At 70.4% G+C, this 16673-nt stretch carries 12 protein-coding genes and 1 pseudogene; 8 read left to right on the forward strand and 5 right to left on the reverse strand.

All coding sequences use genetic code 11. The features are described from left to right. Positions 1–197: 197 nt before the first annotated feature. Positions 198–6095 (forward strand): annotated as a pseudogene (locus AB0H52_RS26085) (glycoside hydrolase domain-containing protein); the annotation flags it as partial. Positions 6096–6762: 667 nt separating this feature from the next. On the opposite strand, the gene AB0H52_RS26090 reads toward AB0H52_RS26085, so the two are convergent. The 3 genes from AB0H52_RS26090 to AB0H52_RS26100 form a co-directional block, all read right to left on the reverse strand. Then, on the reverse strand, positions 6763–7680 hold the full coding sequence (locus AB0H52_RS26090; RefSeq protein ID WP_357950665.1) for a Tn3 family transposase: 918 nt from the start codon (positions 7678–7680) through the stop codon (positions 6763–6765). A 184-nt stretch (positions 7681–7864) separates the two neighbouring features. Continuing rightward, positions 7865–8728: a type 1 glutamine amidotransferase domain-containing protein gene (locus AB0H52_RS26095; protein WP_357950684.1), complete on the reverse strand. Its 864-nt coding sequence runs from the start codon at positions 8726–8728 to the stop codon at positions 7865–7867. A gap of 379 nt (positions 8729–9107) precedes the next feature. After that, positions 9108–9527 carry a hypothetical protein gene (locus AB0H52_RS26100; RefSeq protein ID WP_151490426.1) on the reverse strand — a complete coding sequence of 140 codons (420 nt, stop codon included), beginning with the start codon at positions 9525–9527 and terminating at the stop codon, positions 9108–9110. 186 nt (positions 9528–9713) lie between these two features. On the opposite strand from AB0H52_RS26100, the gene AB0H52_RS26105 reads away from it, so the two are divergent. Next, positions 9714–10799, forward strand: coding sequence for an S-(hydroxymethyl)mycothiol dehydrogenase (locus AB0H52_RS26105; RefSeq protein ID WP_151492966.1), 1086 nt, complete (start codon positions 9714–9716; stop codon positions 10797–10799). Further along, the gene (locus tag AB0H52_RS26110) at positions 10799–11428 is read left to right on the forward strand and encodes an MBL fold metallo-hydrolase (protein ID WP_357950669.1); all 630 of its coding nucleotides are present in this window, start codon (positions 10799–10801) and stop codon (positions 11426–11428) included. The genes AB0H52_RS26105 and AB0H52_RS26110 overlap by 1 nt, the downstream gene beginning before the upstream one ends. A 113-nt stretch (positions 11429–11541) precedes the next feature. Here the strand turns inward: AB0H52_RS26110 and tsaA are convergent, their stop codons facing one another. Further along, entirely contained in the window at positions 11542–11955 is a 414-nt protein-coding gene (gene tsaA / locus AB0H52_RS26115) for a tRNA (N6-threonylcarbamoyladenosine(37)-N6)-methyltransferase TrmO (protein ID WP_357950672.1), read from the reverse strand. 50 nt (positions 11956–12005) lie between these two features. On the opposite strand from tsaA, the gene AB0H52_RS26120 reads away from it, so the two are divergent. The 4 genes from AB0H52_RS26120 (at position 12006) to AB0H52_RS26135 (ending at position 14504) form a co-directional block, all read left to right on the forward strand. Next, on the forward strand, positions 12006–12152 hold the full coding sequence (locus AB0H52_RS26120) for a hypothetical protein (protein ID WP_357950675.1): 147 nt from the start codon (positions 12006–12008) through the stop codon (positions 12150–12152). After that, entirely contained in the window at positions 12152–12475 is a 324-nt protein-coding gene (locus tag AB0H52_RS26125) for a VOC family protein (protein ID WP_357950687.1), read from the forward strand. Before AB0H52_RS26120 ends, AB0H52_RS26125 begins: the two co-directional genes overlap by 1 nt. Then, positions 12459–13574: a DUF3626 domain-containing protein gene (locus AB0H52_RS26130; protein ID WP_151492970.1), complete on the forward strand. Its 1116-nt coding sequence runs from the start codon at positions 12459–12461 to the stop codon at positions 13572–13574. Before AB0H52_RS26125 ends, AB0H52_RS26130 begins: the two co-directional genes overlap by 17 nt. 195 nt (positions 13575–13769) lie before the next feature. Then, a complete protein-coding gene (locus tag AB0H52_RS26135) occupies positions 13770–14504 on the forward strand; it encodes a hypothetical protein (protein WP_151492971.1) in 735 nt (244 codons plus the stop codon). 66 nt (positions 14505–14570) lie between these two features. Here the strand turns inward: AB0H52_RS26135 and AB0H52_RS26140 are convergent, their stop codons facing one another. After that, positions 14571–15938 carry a hypothetical protein gene (locus tag AB0H52_RS26140; protein WP_151492972.1) on the reverse strand — a complete coding sequence of 456 codons (1368 nt, stop codon included), beginning with the start codon at positions 15936–15938 and terminating at the stop codon, positions 14571–14573. A gap of 180 nt (positions 15939–16118) precedes the next feature. Between AB0H52_RS26140 and AB0H52_RS26145 the strand changes: the two genes are divergently transcribed. Beyond that, positions 16119–16430 (forward strand): MazG-like family protein, encoded by a 312-nt coding sequence (locus AB0H52_RS26145; protein WP_151492973.1) that lies wholly within the window; start codon positions 16119–16121, stop codon positions 16428–16430. Positions 16431–16673: the final 243 nt, after the last annotated feature.

Below are 16673 nucleotides of genomic sequence, written 5' to 3' on the forward strand. Positions count from 1 at the left end.
GTTCATCGCGCCAGAGCAGGGGCTCGGTCGCGCTGGGGTGGAAGCGTTCGGCCGACCGCAGGCGCAACCGGTGGCGGACCGCCGCGTTGACCATTGTCGCCGCGGTGGTCGCCGCGGCGTCCACCGGAGTTGTCGTAGCGCCCGCTGCCGCCAAGCCGACCGAGGACAAGACCAAACCGGTTGACTACACGTCGTTCGTGAACCCGTTCGTCTCGACGGCGGGTGACGACGGCAACGACCTGCCTGGCGCTCAGGCACCGAACGGCATCGTGAAGGTCAATCCCCTAACCATGCCGGGTCGTAACCACACGGGCTACGACTACAACCAGACCCACATCGCCGGATTCACGCAGACGAACCTTGACGGCGTCGGCGGTTCTGGCGGCGGCGGCGACATCCTCGTCGTGCCGACGGAGGTCGAGTACGCTGCCCGGCCGTCGACCGGTTCGTACTCCCACCCGTTCACGCACGACCACGAGACCGCCACCCCCGGGTACTACCAGGTGCGTCTGGGTGAGATCTCGGGCCATGACAACGCCGTGCGGAACGGATCGGGCGCGATCAACGCCGAGGTGACCGCGACAACCCGCACCGCGCTGCACCGCTACGCCTTCCCCGACGGCGCCAAGCCGGAACTCGTCGTCGATCTGAACAACAATTTCACGAGCCGTACCGGCTCATCGGTCGACGTCCAGCGGCTCGGCGACGGCCGGGTCGCGCTGTCGGGCGATGTCAACGGGAACTTCAACGGAGCGTCCTACGCGCTCCACTACTACGCCGAGACCGAGCAGCCGGTCGTGTCGTTCAGGACGTGGGGGTCGGGCGAGTTCGGTGACGCGGTGTCCCGACGCGGCACCGACACCGGCGCCATTCTCACTTTCGCGCCCGAGGACGCGGCTGAGATCGGCCTCCGGATCACGGTCTCGCCGATCAGCGCGGACCAGGCACGCATCGACCAGGACGCCGAGGTCGGGGACCTCTCGTTCGACGACGTGCGGGCGGGGACGAAGGCCGTCTGGAACAAGCGGCTCGGCCGGGTCGATGTCTCGGCCTCGGTGAAGGCCGATTCCGACGGTACGCTGCGCCGCCTGTTCTACACCCATCTGTACCGCATGTTCGCGCTTCCGATGAACGCGACGAGTACGTCCGGCACCTACCGCGGTGTCGACGGCGTGGTGCACAAGGTCGACGACTTCACCTACTACGACGCGTGGTCGTCGTGGGACGACTTCCGCAAGTACTCGGTGTTCGCGTACGTCGACCCCGAGATGTACCGCGACATGATCCAGTCGCTCGTCTATCTCTTCGCCGACGTGCAGAGCACCGGCAAGGGCATCGGCGGGCTCACCCACTCCGTGCCCACCGTACGCTGGGAGCGCTCGGCGGTCATCGTCGCCGACGCGCTCTCCAAGGGCTTCACCGGCTTCGACCGCCTCGACCAGGCGTACCCGGCGTTGAAGAGCTACGTCGGCTTCTACAACGGCAACCAGCTTCGCCAGGGGTACATCGAGAATCGCCCCGGTGACTCGGCGCAGCGCGGATACGACCAGTGGGCGCTGGCGATCATCGCCGACGCGCTGGGCCGGGCCGACGACGCGAAGCAGTTGCGCGCGCAGGCCGCGCTGCCGATCGCGAACCTGTACAAGCCGGGCGCGTGGACGGCGACCGACGGCACCAAGGTCGGACTCCTCACCCCGCGCGACGCGGCCGGCAACTGGGGCGACGTCGACTACGCGCGCTTCGAGGCGGCGAACCTCTACCAGGGCACGCTCTGGCAGTACAACTGGTATCCGGCCTACGACATGGACGGCGTCGTCGCGGCGATGGGTGGCCCAGCGGCGGCGCGCCGCGCGGTCGTGCACTTCATGGGCGAAGACGATCCCGGCAACGGCCTCGGCATGTTGCACTCCAACGCGAACGAGATCGACCTGCAGGCACCCTACCTGTTCAACTACGTGGGGCTTCCGAGCCTGACCCAGAAATGGGTGCGCACGATCTACACGAAGGAGAGCTGGAACCGCTACATCGCCACCGGCAGCACCGACGAGCACCCGAGTGGCAGCGGTGAACTCCGCCCGCCGCTCAAGACCAAGGTCTACCAGCTCGACCCGCGCGGCTTCCTGCCGACCATGGACAACGATGCCGGCACGATGTCGACGATGTTCGTCGCCGCGGCCATCGGCCTCTTCCCCGTGACCGCCGGCTCGGCGCAGTACCAGATCGGCTCGCCGTTCTTCGACCGCACGACGATCTCGTACGCCGACGGGCGCACGTTCACCGTCTCGGCTGACGGCGTCTCCGGCGACTCGTACTACATCCAGTCGGCCTCGCTCGACGGTGCCGCGTTCGGCAACACCTGGCTCGACTACCGCACACTCGTCAACGGCGGCTCGCTGGACGTGCGGATGGGCGCGAAGCCGTCGAACTGGGGCACCCACGGCAAGCCGGCGTACTCGATGAGCACCGCGGGCGATGACAACGAGGGCGGCACTCCGGGCGGCTCCACCGTGCACGCGTCGCCCATGACGATCGCCGCTCGTGCCGATGGTCGTGTCGACGGCGCGATCGAACTCTCGCTGCATGGTTCCGCGAAGTTCCGCGGCGCTCGCGGCAAGAGCTACGTCGCGAGCGGCGCTGCCGCGATCCACGGCCTGCCGGCCGGTGTGTCGGGTGATGTCGTGGGCGTCAACGCGACGACAGTCCGCGTGGTGCTGTCAGGTTCGACCGCGACGGACGCCCGCTTCTACGTCACCTTCGCCGACTCGGCGTTCGCCGGTCGCGTCGTCGCCGCGCAGGTGACCGGCGCGGGCCTGTCGTCGCGCGACGCGCTGTCGATCTCGGTCGCCGCGGCGGAGCGGGCGAAGCTGCAGAGACTCGTGGCCGAGGGCGTACTGGTACGCCAGGGAAACAACTCCTTCGCCTCGTACCACGCTTTCCGCGGTGCGCTTGAGCGCGCCCAGACGGTGCTCGCCACCAACTCGGCGACCACCTCGACGCTGCGCAATGCGACGGAGTCGCTGAACGCCGCGATCGCCGCGATCGCCCTCGACCAGGGCGGCTACCGCGCGCTGGAGGCCGAGCAATCCGACGAGTGGTCGGGCGGCGACCTGAAGAACGAGGCGAACTCCTCCAGCGGCAACCTCGGCGGGGTGCGGGACGGGTCGTGGATCCGGTACAGGAACCTCGACTTCGCCGGTGTCGCGCCGAAGACGCTGACGATCCGTCACTCGAGCACGTACCCACCCAGCGGCACGCCCAGCTCCATCGAGGTGCACGCCGGGGCGCAGGACGGTCCGATCGTCGGTAAGGCGATGCTGCCGGGTACCGGTAGCTGGGGCAGCTACGTCACCACCCAGGCGGAGATCACCGATCCCGACGCGCTCATCCGGGCCCGCGACGTGACGCTCGTCTTCCACGCGCCGGCCGGGCAGGAGTGGGTGTCGAACTTCGACTGGTTCCGGTTCCTCTCCACCGCGCCGGGCGAGGAGCCCGAGAATCCGGGTGCGACGCTCAAGCCGCTGACCGCGACGAACACCTCGCAGACCGGCAACGGCCGGCTGCCGCTCAACCTGTCGCACGGGCTGTTCGAGAACGTGACCGACGGTGCGTGGGCGCGGTGGAACGGCGTCGACCTCAGCGGGAACGGCGTGGAGAGCATCACCGTGTCGTACGACAAGCCGCGCTCGCGCGCGGCGTCGGACTCGCACATCGAGCTGCACCTCGGCGCGGCCGATGACAAGCGGATGGTCGACATCCAGTTGCCCTACACCGCTGACGGCTGGGGCACCGAGGGCAAGGCCACGGTGGGGGTCCCCGCGTCGGTGTTCGCGGGCGTGCAGGACGTCGTCGCGGTGTTCCGCTCCACCAACCACAGCGACGCGCAGCCGTACGTCGCGAACGTGACGTCGTTGACGTTCACGACCGCGGCACCCACGCCGAGCAGCGTGGTGGTCGAGGCCGAGAACTGGGCCGGCAACAGCGGAAACGGTCTCAAGAGCGAGCAGAATTCCTGGGACGACGGAACGCAGGTTACGAACCTGGCGGCCACCTACAACGGTGCCTGGCTCGACTACGGCACGATCGACTTCGGGCCGAAGGCGCTTGAGCAGGTTTCGGTGCACTACGTGAACAACTCCTCGCGGTGCGGCCAGAATTCGGCGATCGATGTCTACCTCGACCACTTCGACCCGGCCTCGCCCGGTGACCCGTACGTCACCGTCCCGCTTCCGGTGACGGGCTCGGCGTGGCAGAACGCCGCGACCACGACGGTTTCGCTGCCTGCCGGCTTGACCGGATCGCATCGGGTTTTCCTGCGGCTGCGGACCACCCCCGACGGCAACCACCCGTACGTGGCGAACATCGACAATCTGACGATCGCGACGGCTCCCGCGGGTGAAGACCCGCCGGACGGGGAGGACGGTCCCGCGGACAAGTCGGCCCTCAACAGCGCGATCTCCGAGGCGGCGGCGTACCTCGGCGACAAGGCGCGGTACGGAAGCATCGTCTTCGGGGTGTTCGAGCGTGAGCTCGAAAAGGCTCACGCGGTCGCCGCGTCCGAGACCGTGACCCAGTCCGAGGTCGACGCCCAGGCGCGGGCACTGCGACTGGCGTTCGGCCAGTTGATCCCGCGGGCACGGCTGTCGCTCGAGAACACCGTCGAGCGGGCTGAGGCGGTCGAGCCGGGTCGGTACACCGACGCATCGTGGCAGGCGTTGACCAGCGCGCTTACCACGGCCAAGGCCAAGCTCGCGGATGCCGGGGCGAGCGATGCGGCGTTGAGCAGCGCGGACGCGGCGCTTACGGAGGCGATCTCCGGGCTGAAGGTCAAGCCGAACGAGGTCCCGGCGGCCCCAGCGGCCGTTTCGATCGAGAGCGACGCGAGCAGTGTCACGGTGCGCTGGTCGGCCCCGAAGGACGACGGCGGCTCGCCGGTGAAGGGCTTCGTGGTCGCGCTCAGGGACGGGCACGAGGTCGTCGTCAACGATGCCGGGCAGACGTCCGCCGTCTTCACCTGGCTCAAGCGCGGCACGGCGGCATCTGCCCGGGTACGCGCCGTGAACGCGGTCGGGGCATCCGCATGGTCGTCGTTCACCGAGCCCGTCACCGTGGGCGCGAGCGCACCGCGCGCGCCGAAGGTGGCCGCGGCCAGGGTCGTAGGCAAGGACGTCCGCGTCTCGTGGACCCCGGAAAGTGATGGTGGCGCCCGGATCCTGGCCTACCGCGTGACCCTCGACCAGAAGCGCACCCAGATCGTCGCGGGCAGCGCCCGCGAGGTCGCGTTCCTCGGCGCTGGCGGCGGCTCCCACACGGCGCGGGTGGTTGCGATCAACGCCGTGGGTACCTCGGCCATGTCCGCTTCCGTGGCAACCGCGGCGGAGAGGTCGGGCGGCGCGTCGGCGGCGTCAGCACCCGGACCGTTCCCGTCGGGGGTTTTGTCGGCGGGCTACGACTCGGACTCCTGGCCGGCCACCCCGGACGGCAGCCCGTACTTCGTCCACCTGCTGCGTGGCTTCACGCGGCTCGGCACCGAGGTGCGTGGCGCGAACGAGAAGGTCGCGGACCTCGACAAGGTGTCGGCGTACAACGACACCAAGGCGCTGGAGATCAACCGCTCGGCATCCAGCGATCAGGTCAAGCGTGCCGAGAACGATGCGGATCACGGGTCGGACACGACAATGGCGGACGGGCTCGGCTCGCGTCTGGGCGACCTGTACCTGCAGGCTCGCGGCGACGGCAAGCTGCCGAAGACCGACGCGTTGTTCGGCCGGATCACGTCGGGGCTCGACGGTACCGGAGCAGCGAAGAACACCTACGCCTACAAACGCCCGTACGTGCGCATGGGACTCGTCGGCGAGGGCGGTCTGGTCCGCGACTCGAGCAACGGCTCCTACGGTGGGCTCGCGGGCGACGGGTCGTTCCCAAGCGGCCACACCTACGGCGGCTACACGGCAGGCACCTTCCTCGCCACCCTGCTGCCGGAACTCGCGCCGCAGATCCTCGCCCGGACCTCGGAGTACGGTGACAACCGGATCGTGCTCGGGTTCCACTACCCGCTCGATGTGATGGGCTCCCGCATGACCGGGCAGGCTACGGTCGCGCACCGCTGGGCGGATCCCGCGTTCGAGGGCCTGCTGACGCAGGCGCACGACGAAATCGAGTCCGTGTTGCTCAACGAGTGCCGCGAGGAGGGCTTCGACTCCCTGCTCGCCTGCACCGGGGAGCCGTACCGGGGGCTCGACGCCGACCAGGCCGAGTCGCTGTACACGGAGCGGCTGTCGTACGGGTTCCCGCGCGTGGGGCAGCCGAGCGTTGCGGCGAACATCCCTGACGAGGCCGGCGCGCTGCTGACGACCGCGTTCCCCCACTTGACGAACGCGCAGCGGGTGCAGGTCCTGGAGCAGACGGCGCTCGACTCCGGCTATCCGCTCGACCTGACCGCTGCGGGCGACCCTAGCTGGCAGCGCATCAACCTCGCGAGGGCGATGACCGCGCAGGTCAAGGTGAACAATGACGGCACGGTCACCGTCACGAACCACCCCGACGACACGAAGGCGAGCGCGGCTAGCGCTTCGTCGCTGACGGTCGACGGGGTCGCTGTTGACGGGTTCGACGCGGGCACCCAGACGTACATGGTCGACTGGCCCAAGAACCGGCGCCTGCCCACCGTCGACGCGCAGCCGACCGAGCACGCCGCGAAGGTGTCGGCCTCGACCGCCAAGGACGGCACGCGTGTCCTGACGGTGACCTCGCCGAACGGCCAGATCAGCCGCAGGTACACGGTGGCCTTCTTCCGTACTGCGGACGACCACAGGCCAGGCGCGGCCCAGCCGGGCCACCCGAGCCATCCGGGTAAGCCGGGTAAGCCGGGACCTTGGGGCCTGACTTCGTACCCCGGCGTCGGCGGCGCGCCGCTCGGGTGGCAGGTCGCACTGCTCTCGACCGCGTTCGGAATTGCCGCCGGCACGAGAGGGTGGCTGCGACGGCGCACCGCATCCAGGCCCTGATTCTGAAGGAGCGACTGTTGCTGAACGGTGGCTGCCACCCCTGGGTGGCAGCCACCGTTGCCTGCGTTTCTGGCAGTTGGACACACTGACGTGATCTCAACAAGAATCCGGTTGGTATCGGTATTCGAGGTGGGTGAGGTGGTGCCGGCGTTCGGGTCGGGTCGGGTCGGTAGAGGGTGATCTTCCCGAGGTCGCGGATGCGCGGCGAGAGCTGCTTGCCGACCAGGTCGAGCAGCGCGACGTTGGCCAGGGTGGCGCCGTGGGTGTCGGTGGCGTGCTCGAACACGGGCAGGTCGGTGGCGTTGCCCAGCAGCCCGTCGAGCACGTAGTGCGACTCCGGCGCGGTCGCCACGATGACCTTCATGTCGAAGGTCGAGTGCTGGTCGGAGACGTGGGTGTAGGTGCAGACGCCCTGCCCCCGGGCGACGTACCGCGACAGGTGTGTGCGGTGAGAGACTTGGCCCTTGCCCGGGTTCACGGCGATCCCGTCGTCGCCGCCGGAAACCAGGGTCACCTGGTCGCCGGTCAGCAGCGTCACTGTCGTCGAGTCGGACCGGTCCGAGCCTGGCGCGCTTACCGTTCGCTGAGCGCTGGAAGCCGCAGAGGCGTTGCTCGGAGCAGCCCAACCAGCCTGCGCCGAACCGAGTACAAGCACTGCGGCCACCGTGGCCGCCATGACTTGTCGTGGCAACTCATTCTCCTTCGTCGGAGTTCTAAGGACCAGTCAGCAACTCAGAACTCCCCTGACGAAGGGTGTCATATTATTCCTTAATGGACAATATGAACCGACATGACGAATGTCGATGGCGTCGACCGGCCGAGCCAGATCTACGAGGGCGCCGATCAGGTGCAGCGGGTCGTCATGGCGCGGCAGCTTCTGAAGGACCGATCGCGGCCTGGTCCCGCAGCTCCGAGCTGAGTGGGGCTGGCCGATCTCCGTAAACGGGGCTGCGGTCGAGAAGTTTGCCGAAGGTTTTTGCGAACAGGTAGGCGTCGCCGGGCCACCGTGCGGATACGTAGTTGCCGTCCCGCACGACGAAGGCGGAGGTGTCATCGGTGGCCGTACCGCGCCGGTTGAAGACCCGTGGTCCTTGTTCGAGCTGCCCCGGCGAGTCGAGGGCGGCCCGTACCTCGTCTTCGACATACGCCGGATAGGTGCGGTAGTAGCGTCCGAGTTTCCACGCGGTCAGGAGATATGCGGCGCGCTCCTGATATTTCAGCAGGCAGGTCGTCCGTCGGTCGGCCAGGACGCTGCGTCCGGTTGCCGGGTCGGTGGTTCTGGACAGGACCAGCACGCCGTGGCAGATCGCCCCGACCGGACGACCGAGCGCCCAGAACTGGGCGACTTTTGCCGCCAGGATCTCGGAGCCCAGATATTGCCGCATGCCGGGGGCGTGGCCGCCGGGCAGGATAAGCCCGTCGTAGTCGGCCGGGTTCAGGTCGGCCCAGGCCACCGTGTTCCGAAACTCCGGGCTCTGGATGAGCTGATGGTAGAAGTGTTTCGGTTCGTCGGCCGCGCCGAGTTGGCCCAGAATCACGCCGGTGAGCAGTCGCGGGTCGGCGGCCGGGACTGTTCCTGCGGCTTCGGTGGTGAACTGGAATTGATGCCCGGCCGCGTTCAGGGCCTGCCACGGCACGGCGACCTCCGTTACGTCGAAGTCGTGGTCGGGCAGTGGCATGAGAATGCGCATGAAGGCGGGCCCCTCACCAGGATTAGGGAACATCGAGTGCAGGGTATCGGCAAACGTCACCGTCCATTCCCGAAGGGTGACTGCCCGGAACGGCGACGGGGTACCCGTGGAGCAGTTCACGGGTACCCCGTCGGTGCTCAGACCTGCGGTGCGGGTTCGACGGCCACCTCGTGGCTGTCCTGGCGCGGTGCCGGGGGCGAGCTTCTCGTCGCCCTCGTCGGCGAAGTAGTCGCTGCGGCTGGCCACCCAGCCGGCGATGAGCGCGCCGCGGTGGAACCAGCGGGTGTAGAGGCCCAGCGCCACGGCCGGCAGCGTCTGCAGGATGATGACGCCGCCGATGAGCTGGAGGTTTCTGCGCGACACCCCGCACCGAACGGGAATGGGTCACCGCGGTCCCCCGGATTTGGCCGGGTCAGCGCCGGCGACGGCCGTGGGTCAGCCCCTCCAGCACCAGGGTCATGCCGGCGCCGACCAGCCAGACGTCCTTGGCGAGCCCCGCGCCCTGCTGGGTCGGGCGGATGCTGCCGGGCTCCCGCATCCCCGGCGTCTTCAGGTACAGCTGCACCAGCCCCGCGCCGAACGCGGTCAGGCCGAGCCCGACCAGGGGCGCCGGGACGAACGGCGCGAGCAACGCGGCGCCCAGGGCGATCTCGGAGTACGACAGCAGCTTGGCGAAGCGGGCAGGCTCCAGTTGGCCGAGCTGCGGCACGGCGGCGACCGCCATCCCGTGCAGGCCCTCCGCGGCGGTGCCCTCCAGAGTGCGCTTGCCCAGACCCGAGTTGAGAAAGTACGCGCCGATGCTGACCCGCAGCGGCAGGTGCGCGAGCTTCATGATCACTCCCGGTGGCCGTGGTCCGAATGCGGCCCGCGTACCCCGCGGAGCCCGCGATAACCCGCCGGGCCGGCTGGGACGGCCGTGGTGATCGCGGTAGGTTCGCCCGAGGGCCCACCGCCGAGCCCGGCACTCCCGCCCCGCCCCGGCACCCGGCCCCGCCGCACACCACCAGCAGGAGGCGAAGTGAGCCAGGAAGTCCGGGGAGTCATCTCCCGCAGCAAGGGCGCGCCGGTCGAGGTCACCACCATCGTTGTGCCCGACCCCGGCCCCGGTGAGGCCATCGTCCGGATCCAGTCCTGCGGCGTGTGCCACACCGACCTGCACTACCGCGAGGGCGGCATCAACGACGACTACCCGTTCCTGCTCGGCCACGAGGCCGCGGGCATCGTCGAGCAGGTGGGCGAGGGCGTCACCGACGTCGCACCGGGTGACTTCGTGGTGCTCAACTGGCGTGCCGTCTGCGGGGTGTGCCGTGCCTGCCGACGCGGTCGCCCCTGGTACTGCTTCAACACCCACAACGCCACCCAACGGATGACCCTCACCGACGGCACGGAACTCGCCCCCGCGCTGGGCATCGGCGCGTTCGCCGAGAAGACCCTGGTGCACGCCGGGCAGTGCACGAAGGTGGACCCGGCCGCGCGGCCCGCCGCGGTGGGTCTGCTCGGCTGCGGGATCATGGCCGGGCTGGGCGCCGCCATGAACACCGGCAACGTCACCCGCGGCGACTCGGTCGCGGTGATCGGCTGCGGCGGCGTCGGTGACGCGGCGGTCGCCGGCGCGGCCCTCGCGGGCGCCACGACGATCGTCGCGGTGGACACCGACAGTCGCAAGCTGGACTGGGCCCGCACCTTCGGCGCCACGCACACCGTCAACGCCTCCGAGACCGACCCGGTCGAGGCGATCCGCGCCGCCACCGGCGGTTTCGGCGCCGACGTGGTGATCGACGCCGTGGGTCGACCGGAGACGTGGAAGCAGGCGTTCTACGCCCGGGACCTGGCCGGCACGGTGGTGCTGGTCGGCGTACCGACCCCGCAGATGCAGATCGAGGTGCCGCTGCTGGACGTGTTCGGGCGCGGTGGTGCCCTCAAGTCCAGCTGGTACGGCGACTGCCTGCCCAGCCGGGACTTCCCGATGCTCACCGAGCTGTACCTGCAGGGTCGCCTCGACCTGGACGCGTTCGTCACCGAGGAGATCACGCTCGACCAGGTCGAGAACGCGTTCGACCGGATGCACGGCGGCGACGTGCTGCGCTCGGTGGTGGTGTTCTGATGACCGCCCGGGTCGACCACGCGGTCACCGCCGGCATGTTCTCCCTCGACGGTGAGACCTTCGAGGTGGACAACAACGTGTGGGTGATCGGCGACGACAGCGAATGCGTCGTGCTGGACGCGCCGCACGACGTGGCGGCGATCCTCGCCCTGGTGGGCGAGCGCCGGGTCCGGGCGATCCTGGCCACCCACGCGCACGACGACCACGTCCGGGTGGCGCCCGAGCTGGCCGAGGCCACCGGCGCGCCGGTGCTGCTGCACGCGGCCGACCGGGTGATGTGGGACATGGTCCATCCGTACCTGCCGCCGCACGGCGAGCTGCACGACGGGCAGGAGATCGAGGTGGCCGGCACGACGCTGCGCGTGCTGCACACCCCCGGGCACAGCCCCGGCGCGTGCAGTTTCCACGCCCCGGACCTGGGCGTGGTGTTCACCGGCGACACCCTGTTCAACGGTGGACCCGGCGCGACCGGGCGCTCGCACAGCGACTTCGACACCATCGTCCGGTCGATCCGCACCCGCCTGCTGACCCTGCCGGCGGAGACGGTCGTGCACACCGGTCACGGTGCCGACACCACGATCGGTGCGGAGGCACCGCACCTGCAGGAGTGGCTGGCCCGCGGCCACTGAGCTGCGCTGGCTGGCTGTCCGTGCTGGCCTGCTGTGCGAGCTGGCTGGTGTCCGTGCTGGCCGGCTGGGCCGGCTTCCGTGCCGGCGGCGGGGGTGGTGCGCGGTCGGCGGGCTCAGCGCTCGTCGGCCGCGCCCAGCACCGGCTTGACGTCCAGGATCGGGGTGCCGTCCAGCGCCTCCAGGTCGGCCACCCGGACGCGCGTCCCGTCCAGCGCCCGCACCCGCACCCGGTGCAGCCCGATCGGGTTGGGCCGGTGCGGGGAGCGGGTGCTGAACACGCCGGTCTCCGGGCGGCTCTCGTCGCCGCGTGGACGCACCGCCAGCACATCGCGTCGCGCCCGGTCCAGCCAGGTCAGCACCAGCAGGTCGGCGCCGACTTGGACGTCGCGCAGGGCGCGCTCGGCCTGCGGATCGAAGACCAGCCACGCCTCCGGCGCGCCCTCGTCGCCCTGCCGCGGCGCGCTCGCCGCCTCGGTCAGCGGCGAGGAGACCCACCCGACCGGTCGCAGGAGGTATTCGTCGACCATCCTCGCTCCCTTCCGGAGGGTGCCAGCCTACGGCGATTATGATCGCGCGCATGCCCGCCGAGCACCCCGTACCCGTTGTTCGCCAGTTGCGCCTCGTGGTGGAGGCGGCCGACTACGACGCCGCCGTCGCGTTCTTCCGGGACCGCTCGGCCTGCCGCAGGAGGCGGCGTACACCGGCGAGGGAGACGCCCGGGTGATGATTCTGGACGCCGGTCGGGCCACCCTGGAGATCGCCAACCCGGCGCAGAAGCGCATGATCGACGAGGTCGAGGTGGGTCGACAGGTCGCGCCGCGCCTGCGGGTGGCGTTCGAGGTGGACGACGCCGAGGCGACCACCGCCCGGCTGGTCGCCGCCGGGGCCAGCGAGATCGCACCGCCGACGCGTACGCCCTGGAACTCGCTCAACTCCCGCCTCGACGCTCCGGCCGACCTGCAGATCACCGTCTTTGAGGAACTGGGCGTGCCGGACGAGCGCGCCGACACCGATGCCGTGGACGTCGACCATGACGGCGACGTCTGAGCGGGGCGGGCTCGACGCCGCGGCGCTCACCTCGGCGCAGACGGCTGCCCTCGCGCACGTACGGTCATTGGCCGTGATCGAGCGTCCCGCCGCGCTCGCCGGCGTCGCCCGGGAACTCGCCACCGTCGACGTCGGCCACCGGCCGGAGCAGCTGGTCGCCGCCGCCGTCCAGCGTGGACGACTGACCGTCAACTTCCACCCCGACCGGTTGTGCGCCGACGGGCGTAGCGTCGCGTCGGCTCTGGCCGAGGACGGGGTGTACCGCAGCCAGTTCGTCACCGGCATCTCCAACGGCAAGCTCATGGCGTACCCCGGTGGTGACCGGGACCGCTGGGAGCAGCTGATGTTCGGCGGCGCGTACCAGCGGCCCGGGGTGACGCCGGCGGAACGGCCCACGTACGGCGGTCTGAACCTGCTCGACCACCTGGACGGCGCCTGCCCGCGCTTCGGCTCCTGCCACCTGCGGCTGCGTCCGCAGGTGCTGACCCGCGCGACGTTCTGCCTCGGTGACAGCCACCTCGGCCCGAGCGTGGTGGGCACCGCCGACGCCTTCGAGGCGGTGCTCGCCGGGCTGCTGGCCGGCGTCGCCGCCACCGGTGACTGTCTGGGACGTACCGGGACGGACGTCGCCTTCCTGGCGCGAACGGTGCTGAACGCGCCGACCACGCCGCCCGCCGTCGGTCGGGCGCTGGACGACTACGTGGAGGCCCAGATCCACGGCACCCTCGACCTCGCCCAGGACGTCGAGGAACTGGTGGTCGACCCGTCCTTCGCCGGCACCCCGACGGGCGCGACGCTGGAGCTGATCGCCAGGCGCTACGGCTTCCCCCTGCGGTGGCACCCCGGCTTCACGCTGGCGGTCGACCAGGTCGACGCGGAGTTCCGAGGCCCCGAGATCCCGGTGCTGGCGGCGCGCCTGCACCGGGAGTTCGCCCGACCGGGCGACCCGGTGGACGCGGCGCTGATCGGCCGGGGCGCGGTGTCGGTGGTCACCGAGCCGCAGCGCTGGGTGGATCGCGGCCCGGTCGCGGACACCCTTCAGCACCTCAAGCAACTCTGGCACGTCCTCGTCCGGTTCGGCGGCCCACGCACCCGCTGACCCGCGCTGCGGCGATCGTCCGGTTCCGTGGCGCGGCCGGGACCGCGACGTGCCACCGCAGGCACATTTCCGGAATGCCCGACACGTGAACCTGGTTGTGTCCCCCGTACCGCCGGAGCCCAAACCCTTTTCCGCGGTCATCTCCCGAGGAGTGTTCACCCCGGAGCGCTCCGCACGATCGAAAGGGCAACCATCGTGAAGGTCGACTTCACTCGATGGCTCCCCGCCATCGCTAAGGACTCGTACCGCAAGACCGCGCTGAGCATGGTGGGTGTGGCTGCCCTCGGCGGCCTGGCGCTCGCGCCCACCGCGGCCGCCGCTCCGGTCACCTCCGGACCGCACGAGGGCGCCGTCGCCGCCATCGACCTCGCCACCGGCAACGCCACCGCCACCACCGGCGAGGCCACCACCACGGCGCGTCAGGACGACCAGCCCGTCGAGTCCGGCCTGACCACCGGCTCCGCCACCGGCAAGCCGCCGGCCGGCAAGCCGAGCCGTGACCAGCTGATCCCGCACGGCATCGAGGGCGCGCAGTCGCGCATCCCGCTCGACGACGCGCAGCTGGACAACGCTCGGGCGATCGTCGACGCCGCCAAGAAGACCGGCGTCGGTGATCGGGGCGCGGTGATCGGCGTCGCCACCTCGTTGCAGGAGTCGAAGCTGTACAACCTCGGCCACCTCGGCGCGTACAACGACCACGACTCGCAGGGCCTGTTCCAGCAGCGCCCGTCGTCCGGTTGGGGCACGCCCGAGCAGATCACCGACCCGGAGTACTCCGCCACGGCGTTCTTCTCCGCGCTGAAGAACGTGGGCGGCTGGCAGGACCTGCCGCTGACCGCCGCCGCGCAGACCGTGCAGGTCTCCGCCTTCCCCTACGCGTACGCGCAGTGGGAGGAGCAGGCGGCAGACATCGTCCAGCAGCTCTGGTGACACCCGCACACGAGGCCGGCCGGCTCCCTTCGACGGGAGCCGGCCGGTTCCTGTTTCTCGCCTACCTCAGCAGGCCGGGTAGAGGCGGCGGGTGCCGACCCCGGCCGCGTACGCGGCCCGGTCGCTGAACCGGCAGCCGTAGTCGGGCCGGGCCACCACCGCCGGATCGGTCACGGTGTCACCGGCCGGGCGCTGTCCCGTGCGTACCCAGGACACCAGGTCGTCCCACGCGGCGCCCGCCTCGGTCGGGGTGAATTCGCAGTGCTGCGTGGCCCGGATGGCCCGCTGCACCACCAGCCGGCCGCGACCGTGCCGGGCCACGTCGGTGGCGTACGCCTGCTCCATGCTGAACGGCACGAACAGGTCACCGAGCCCGTGCAGGCTGAGCACCGGCGCGCTGGGACGGCCGGCGATCCGCGGCACCTCGGTCAGCGTCGGCAGGAGACGCTGCACGACGTTCTCCGGGGCGACCCGCCGCACCGTGGCGTTGACGTCGACCGGGCTGTTCGGGGCGTAGCGGGTGAACAGATTCGTGGACAGCTGACCGGGCCGCTGGGCGGGGGAGTCACCACCACTGGTCACGCTGATCGAGAAGAGGAAGTCCTTCCACACCGCGAACGCGGCGTCCGCCCCGGGACGAGGCCCGCCCGAACGGTTTACCGTGATCGCCCGCAACTGCTTGCCCCGGTCGGTGGTGGTGTCCGGCCCGGTGGGCGTCAGCCCGGCCAGGCCGAGCGCCACCTGAATGCGGGGAACCGCGGTGCTCAGGTAGTCCGCCGGCGTCGGATACGCCGGCACCTCGGCGAGGGCCTGCGCGACCAGGTTGTAGTCGAGGTAGAAGTCGAGCAGCGTCTGGTCACCGAGCACCCCGCACATGGGCAGCGCCCCGTCGTAGTAACCGGGATACTGTTCCAGGGAACGACCGATGACGTACCCGCCCATCGACACACCGGCGATGAAGGTGCGGTGTGGCCGGCGGACCGCTCGTCCGAAGTGGTCGGCGAGGTCCTTCGTGCCCAGCACCCCGGAGCGGATGTCGAAGCCGTTGCGGTCGTACGACGACGACGCCCACGCGTACCCCTGCTCCAGGAGACGCTGGCGCAGCCCGAACCCGGGTTGCTCCGGCGTCAGCACCGTGCCCTGGCCCCGATAGCCGTGGGCCCACAACACCAGGTCACCGTTCCACCGGGTGGGGACCTCGATGATGTACCCGGCGTGGCGGTACACACCCTGGCGTACGGTCGTCGGCCTGCCGCCCACGACCAGCGGGGCCAGCGGCGGATTCTCGATGGTGTACCCGGGCAGCGGCTGACCGCCCCCGGGATCGCGGTCGGTGGCGGCGGCGGGCCCGGCACCGACCAGCCCGACGGCCAGGGTCAGTGTCGCGGTGGCCGCGACCAGGCGGCGGAGGGTACGAAAGGGTGTGGACAGCATCGATGCTCCCCATCCGGACGGATGTCGCCGCGGGGGCGACCAGGCGGGACGGTTGCCTACCGGCCGGTAGCGCCCTGAACCTAGAACCGCCGTCGACCGGAGTCAATGGCTGCGCTGACCGACCGGTCAGGCAGGCCCCGAGTGTCAGGCCGGGCCGGGCGGTCGGGTTGACTGGTCGCCGTGGACGACTCGATCTGGGAGGCGGCCCGGGCCTCGCGACGTTGGCTGGACGCCGCGAACGGCACCGGGCAGACGGAACTGACCTGCCGCATTCTCAAACTGACCGAGGAGGCGGGGGAGGCGTCGGCCGCCTGGATCGGCCTGCTCGGCCAGAATCCACGTAAGGGCGTCACCCACACGCGCGAGGACGTGGCGGCGGAACTGGCCGACGTGGCGTTCACCGCGCTGGTGGCCATCGAGAGCCTGGGGCTCGACGCGCAAACGGTCCTGGGCGCCTGCGCCGCGAAGGTCCGCTCCCGCCTCGCGGAGTGACCTCCGTCCGCCACAATCCACAGCGGCGACGGGAAGTGTGGCCCGTCCCGTCGGAGAGGCCCCGGGGTCGGGTTTGGCGTCCGTTGGGCGGCTCGCGTGCGGCGAGACGTCGGCCCTGGCTGGTGATCGACTCGATTTCCTGGAAACCGGGGTGTCACCCCGTCCCGGATACCCCGTTTTCGCCGAAGCCGAGTGGATCACCCGGTGAGTGCCCGACGGGGGTCGTGGTCGGTCGCGTCGGGG

Origin of the sequence: Micromonospora sp. NPDC050695 (genome assembly GCF_040654415.1) — a bacterium.
Classification (GTDB): domain Bacteria; phylum Actinomycetota; class Actinomycetes; order Mycobacteriales; family Micromonosporaceae; genus Micromonospora.

Coding starts and splice junctions, on each gene's coding strand:
- AB0H52_RS26090 (WP_357950665.1), bottom strand. CDS start 7,680: ATGGCGGCCACGGTGGCCGCAGTGCTTGTACTCGGTTCGGCGCAGGCT.
- AB0H52_RS26095 (WP_357950684.1), bottom strand. CDS start 8,728: ATGTTCCCTAATCCTGGTGAGGGGCCCGCCTTCATGCGCATTCTCATG.
- AB0H52_RS26100 (WP_151490426.1), bottom strand. CDS start 9,527: ATGAAGCTCGCGCACCTGCCGCTGCGGGTCAGCATCGGCGCGTACTTT.
- AB0H52_RS26110 (WP_357950669.1), top strand. CDS start 10,799: ATGACCGCCCGGGTCGACCACGCGGTCACCGCCGGCATGTTCTCCCTC.
- tsaA (WP_357950672.1), bottom strand. CDS start 11,955: ATGGTCGACGAATACCTCCTGCGACCGGTCGGGTGGGTCTCCTCGCCG.
- AB0H52_RS26120 (WP_357950675.1), top strand. CDS start 12,006: ATGCCCGCCGAGCACCCCGTACCCGTTGTTCGCCAGTTGCGCCTCGTG.
- AB0H52_RS26125 (WP_357950687.1), top strand. CDS start 12,152: ATGATTCTGGACGCCGGTCGGGCCACCCTGGAGATCGCCAACCCGGCG.
- AB0H52_RS26130 (WP_151492970.1), top strand. CDS start 12,459: ATGACGGCGACGTCTGAGCGGGGCGGGCTCGACGCCGCGGCGCTCACC.
- AB0H52_RS26140 (WP_151492972.1), bottom strand. CDS start 15,938: ATGCTGTCCACACCCTTTCGTACCCTCCGCCGCCTGGTCGCGGCCACC.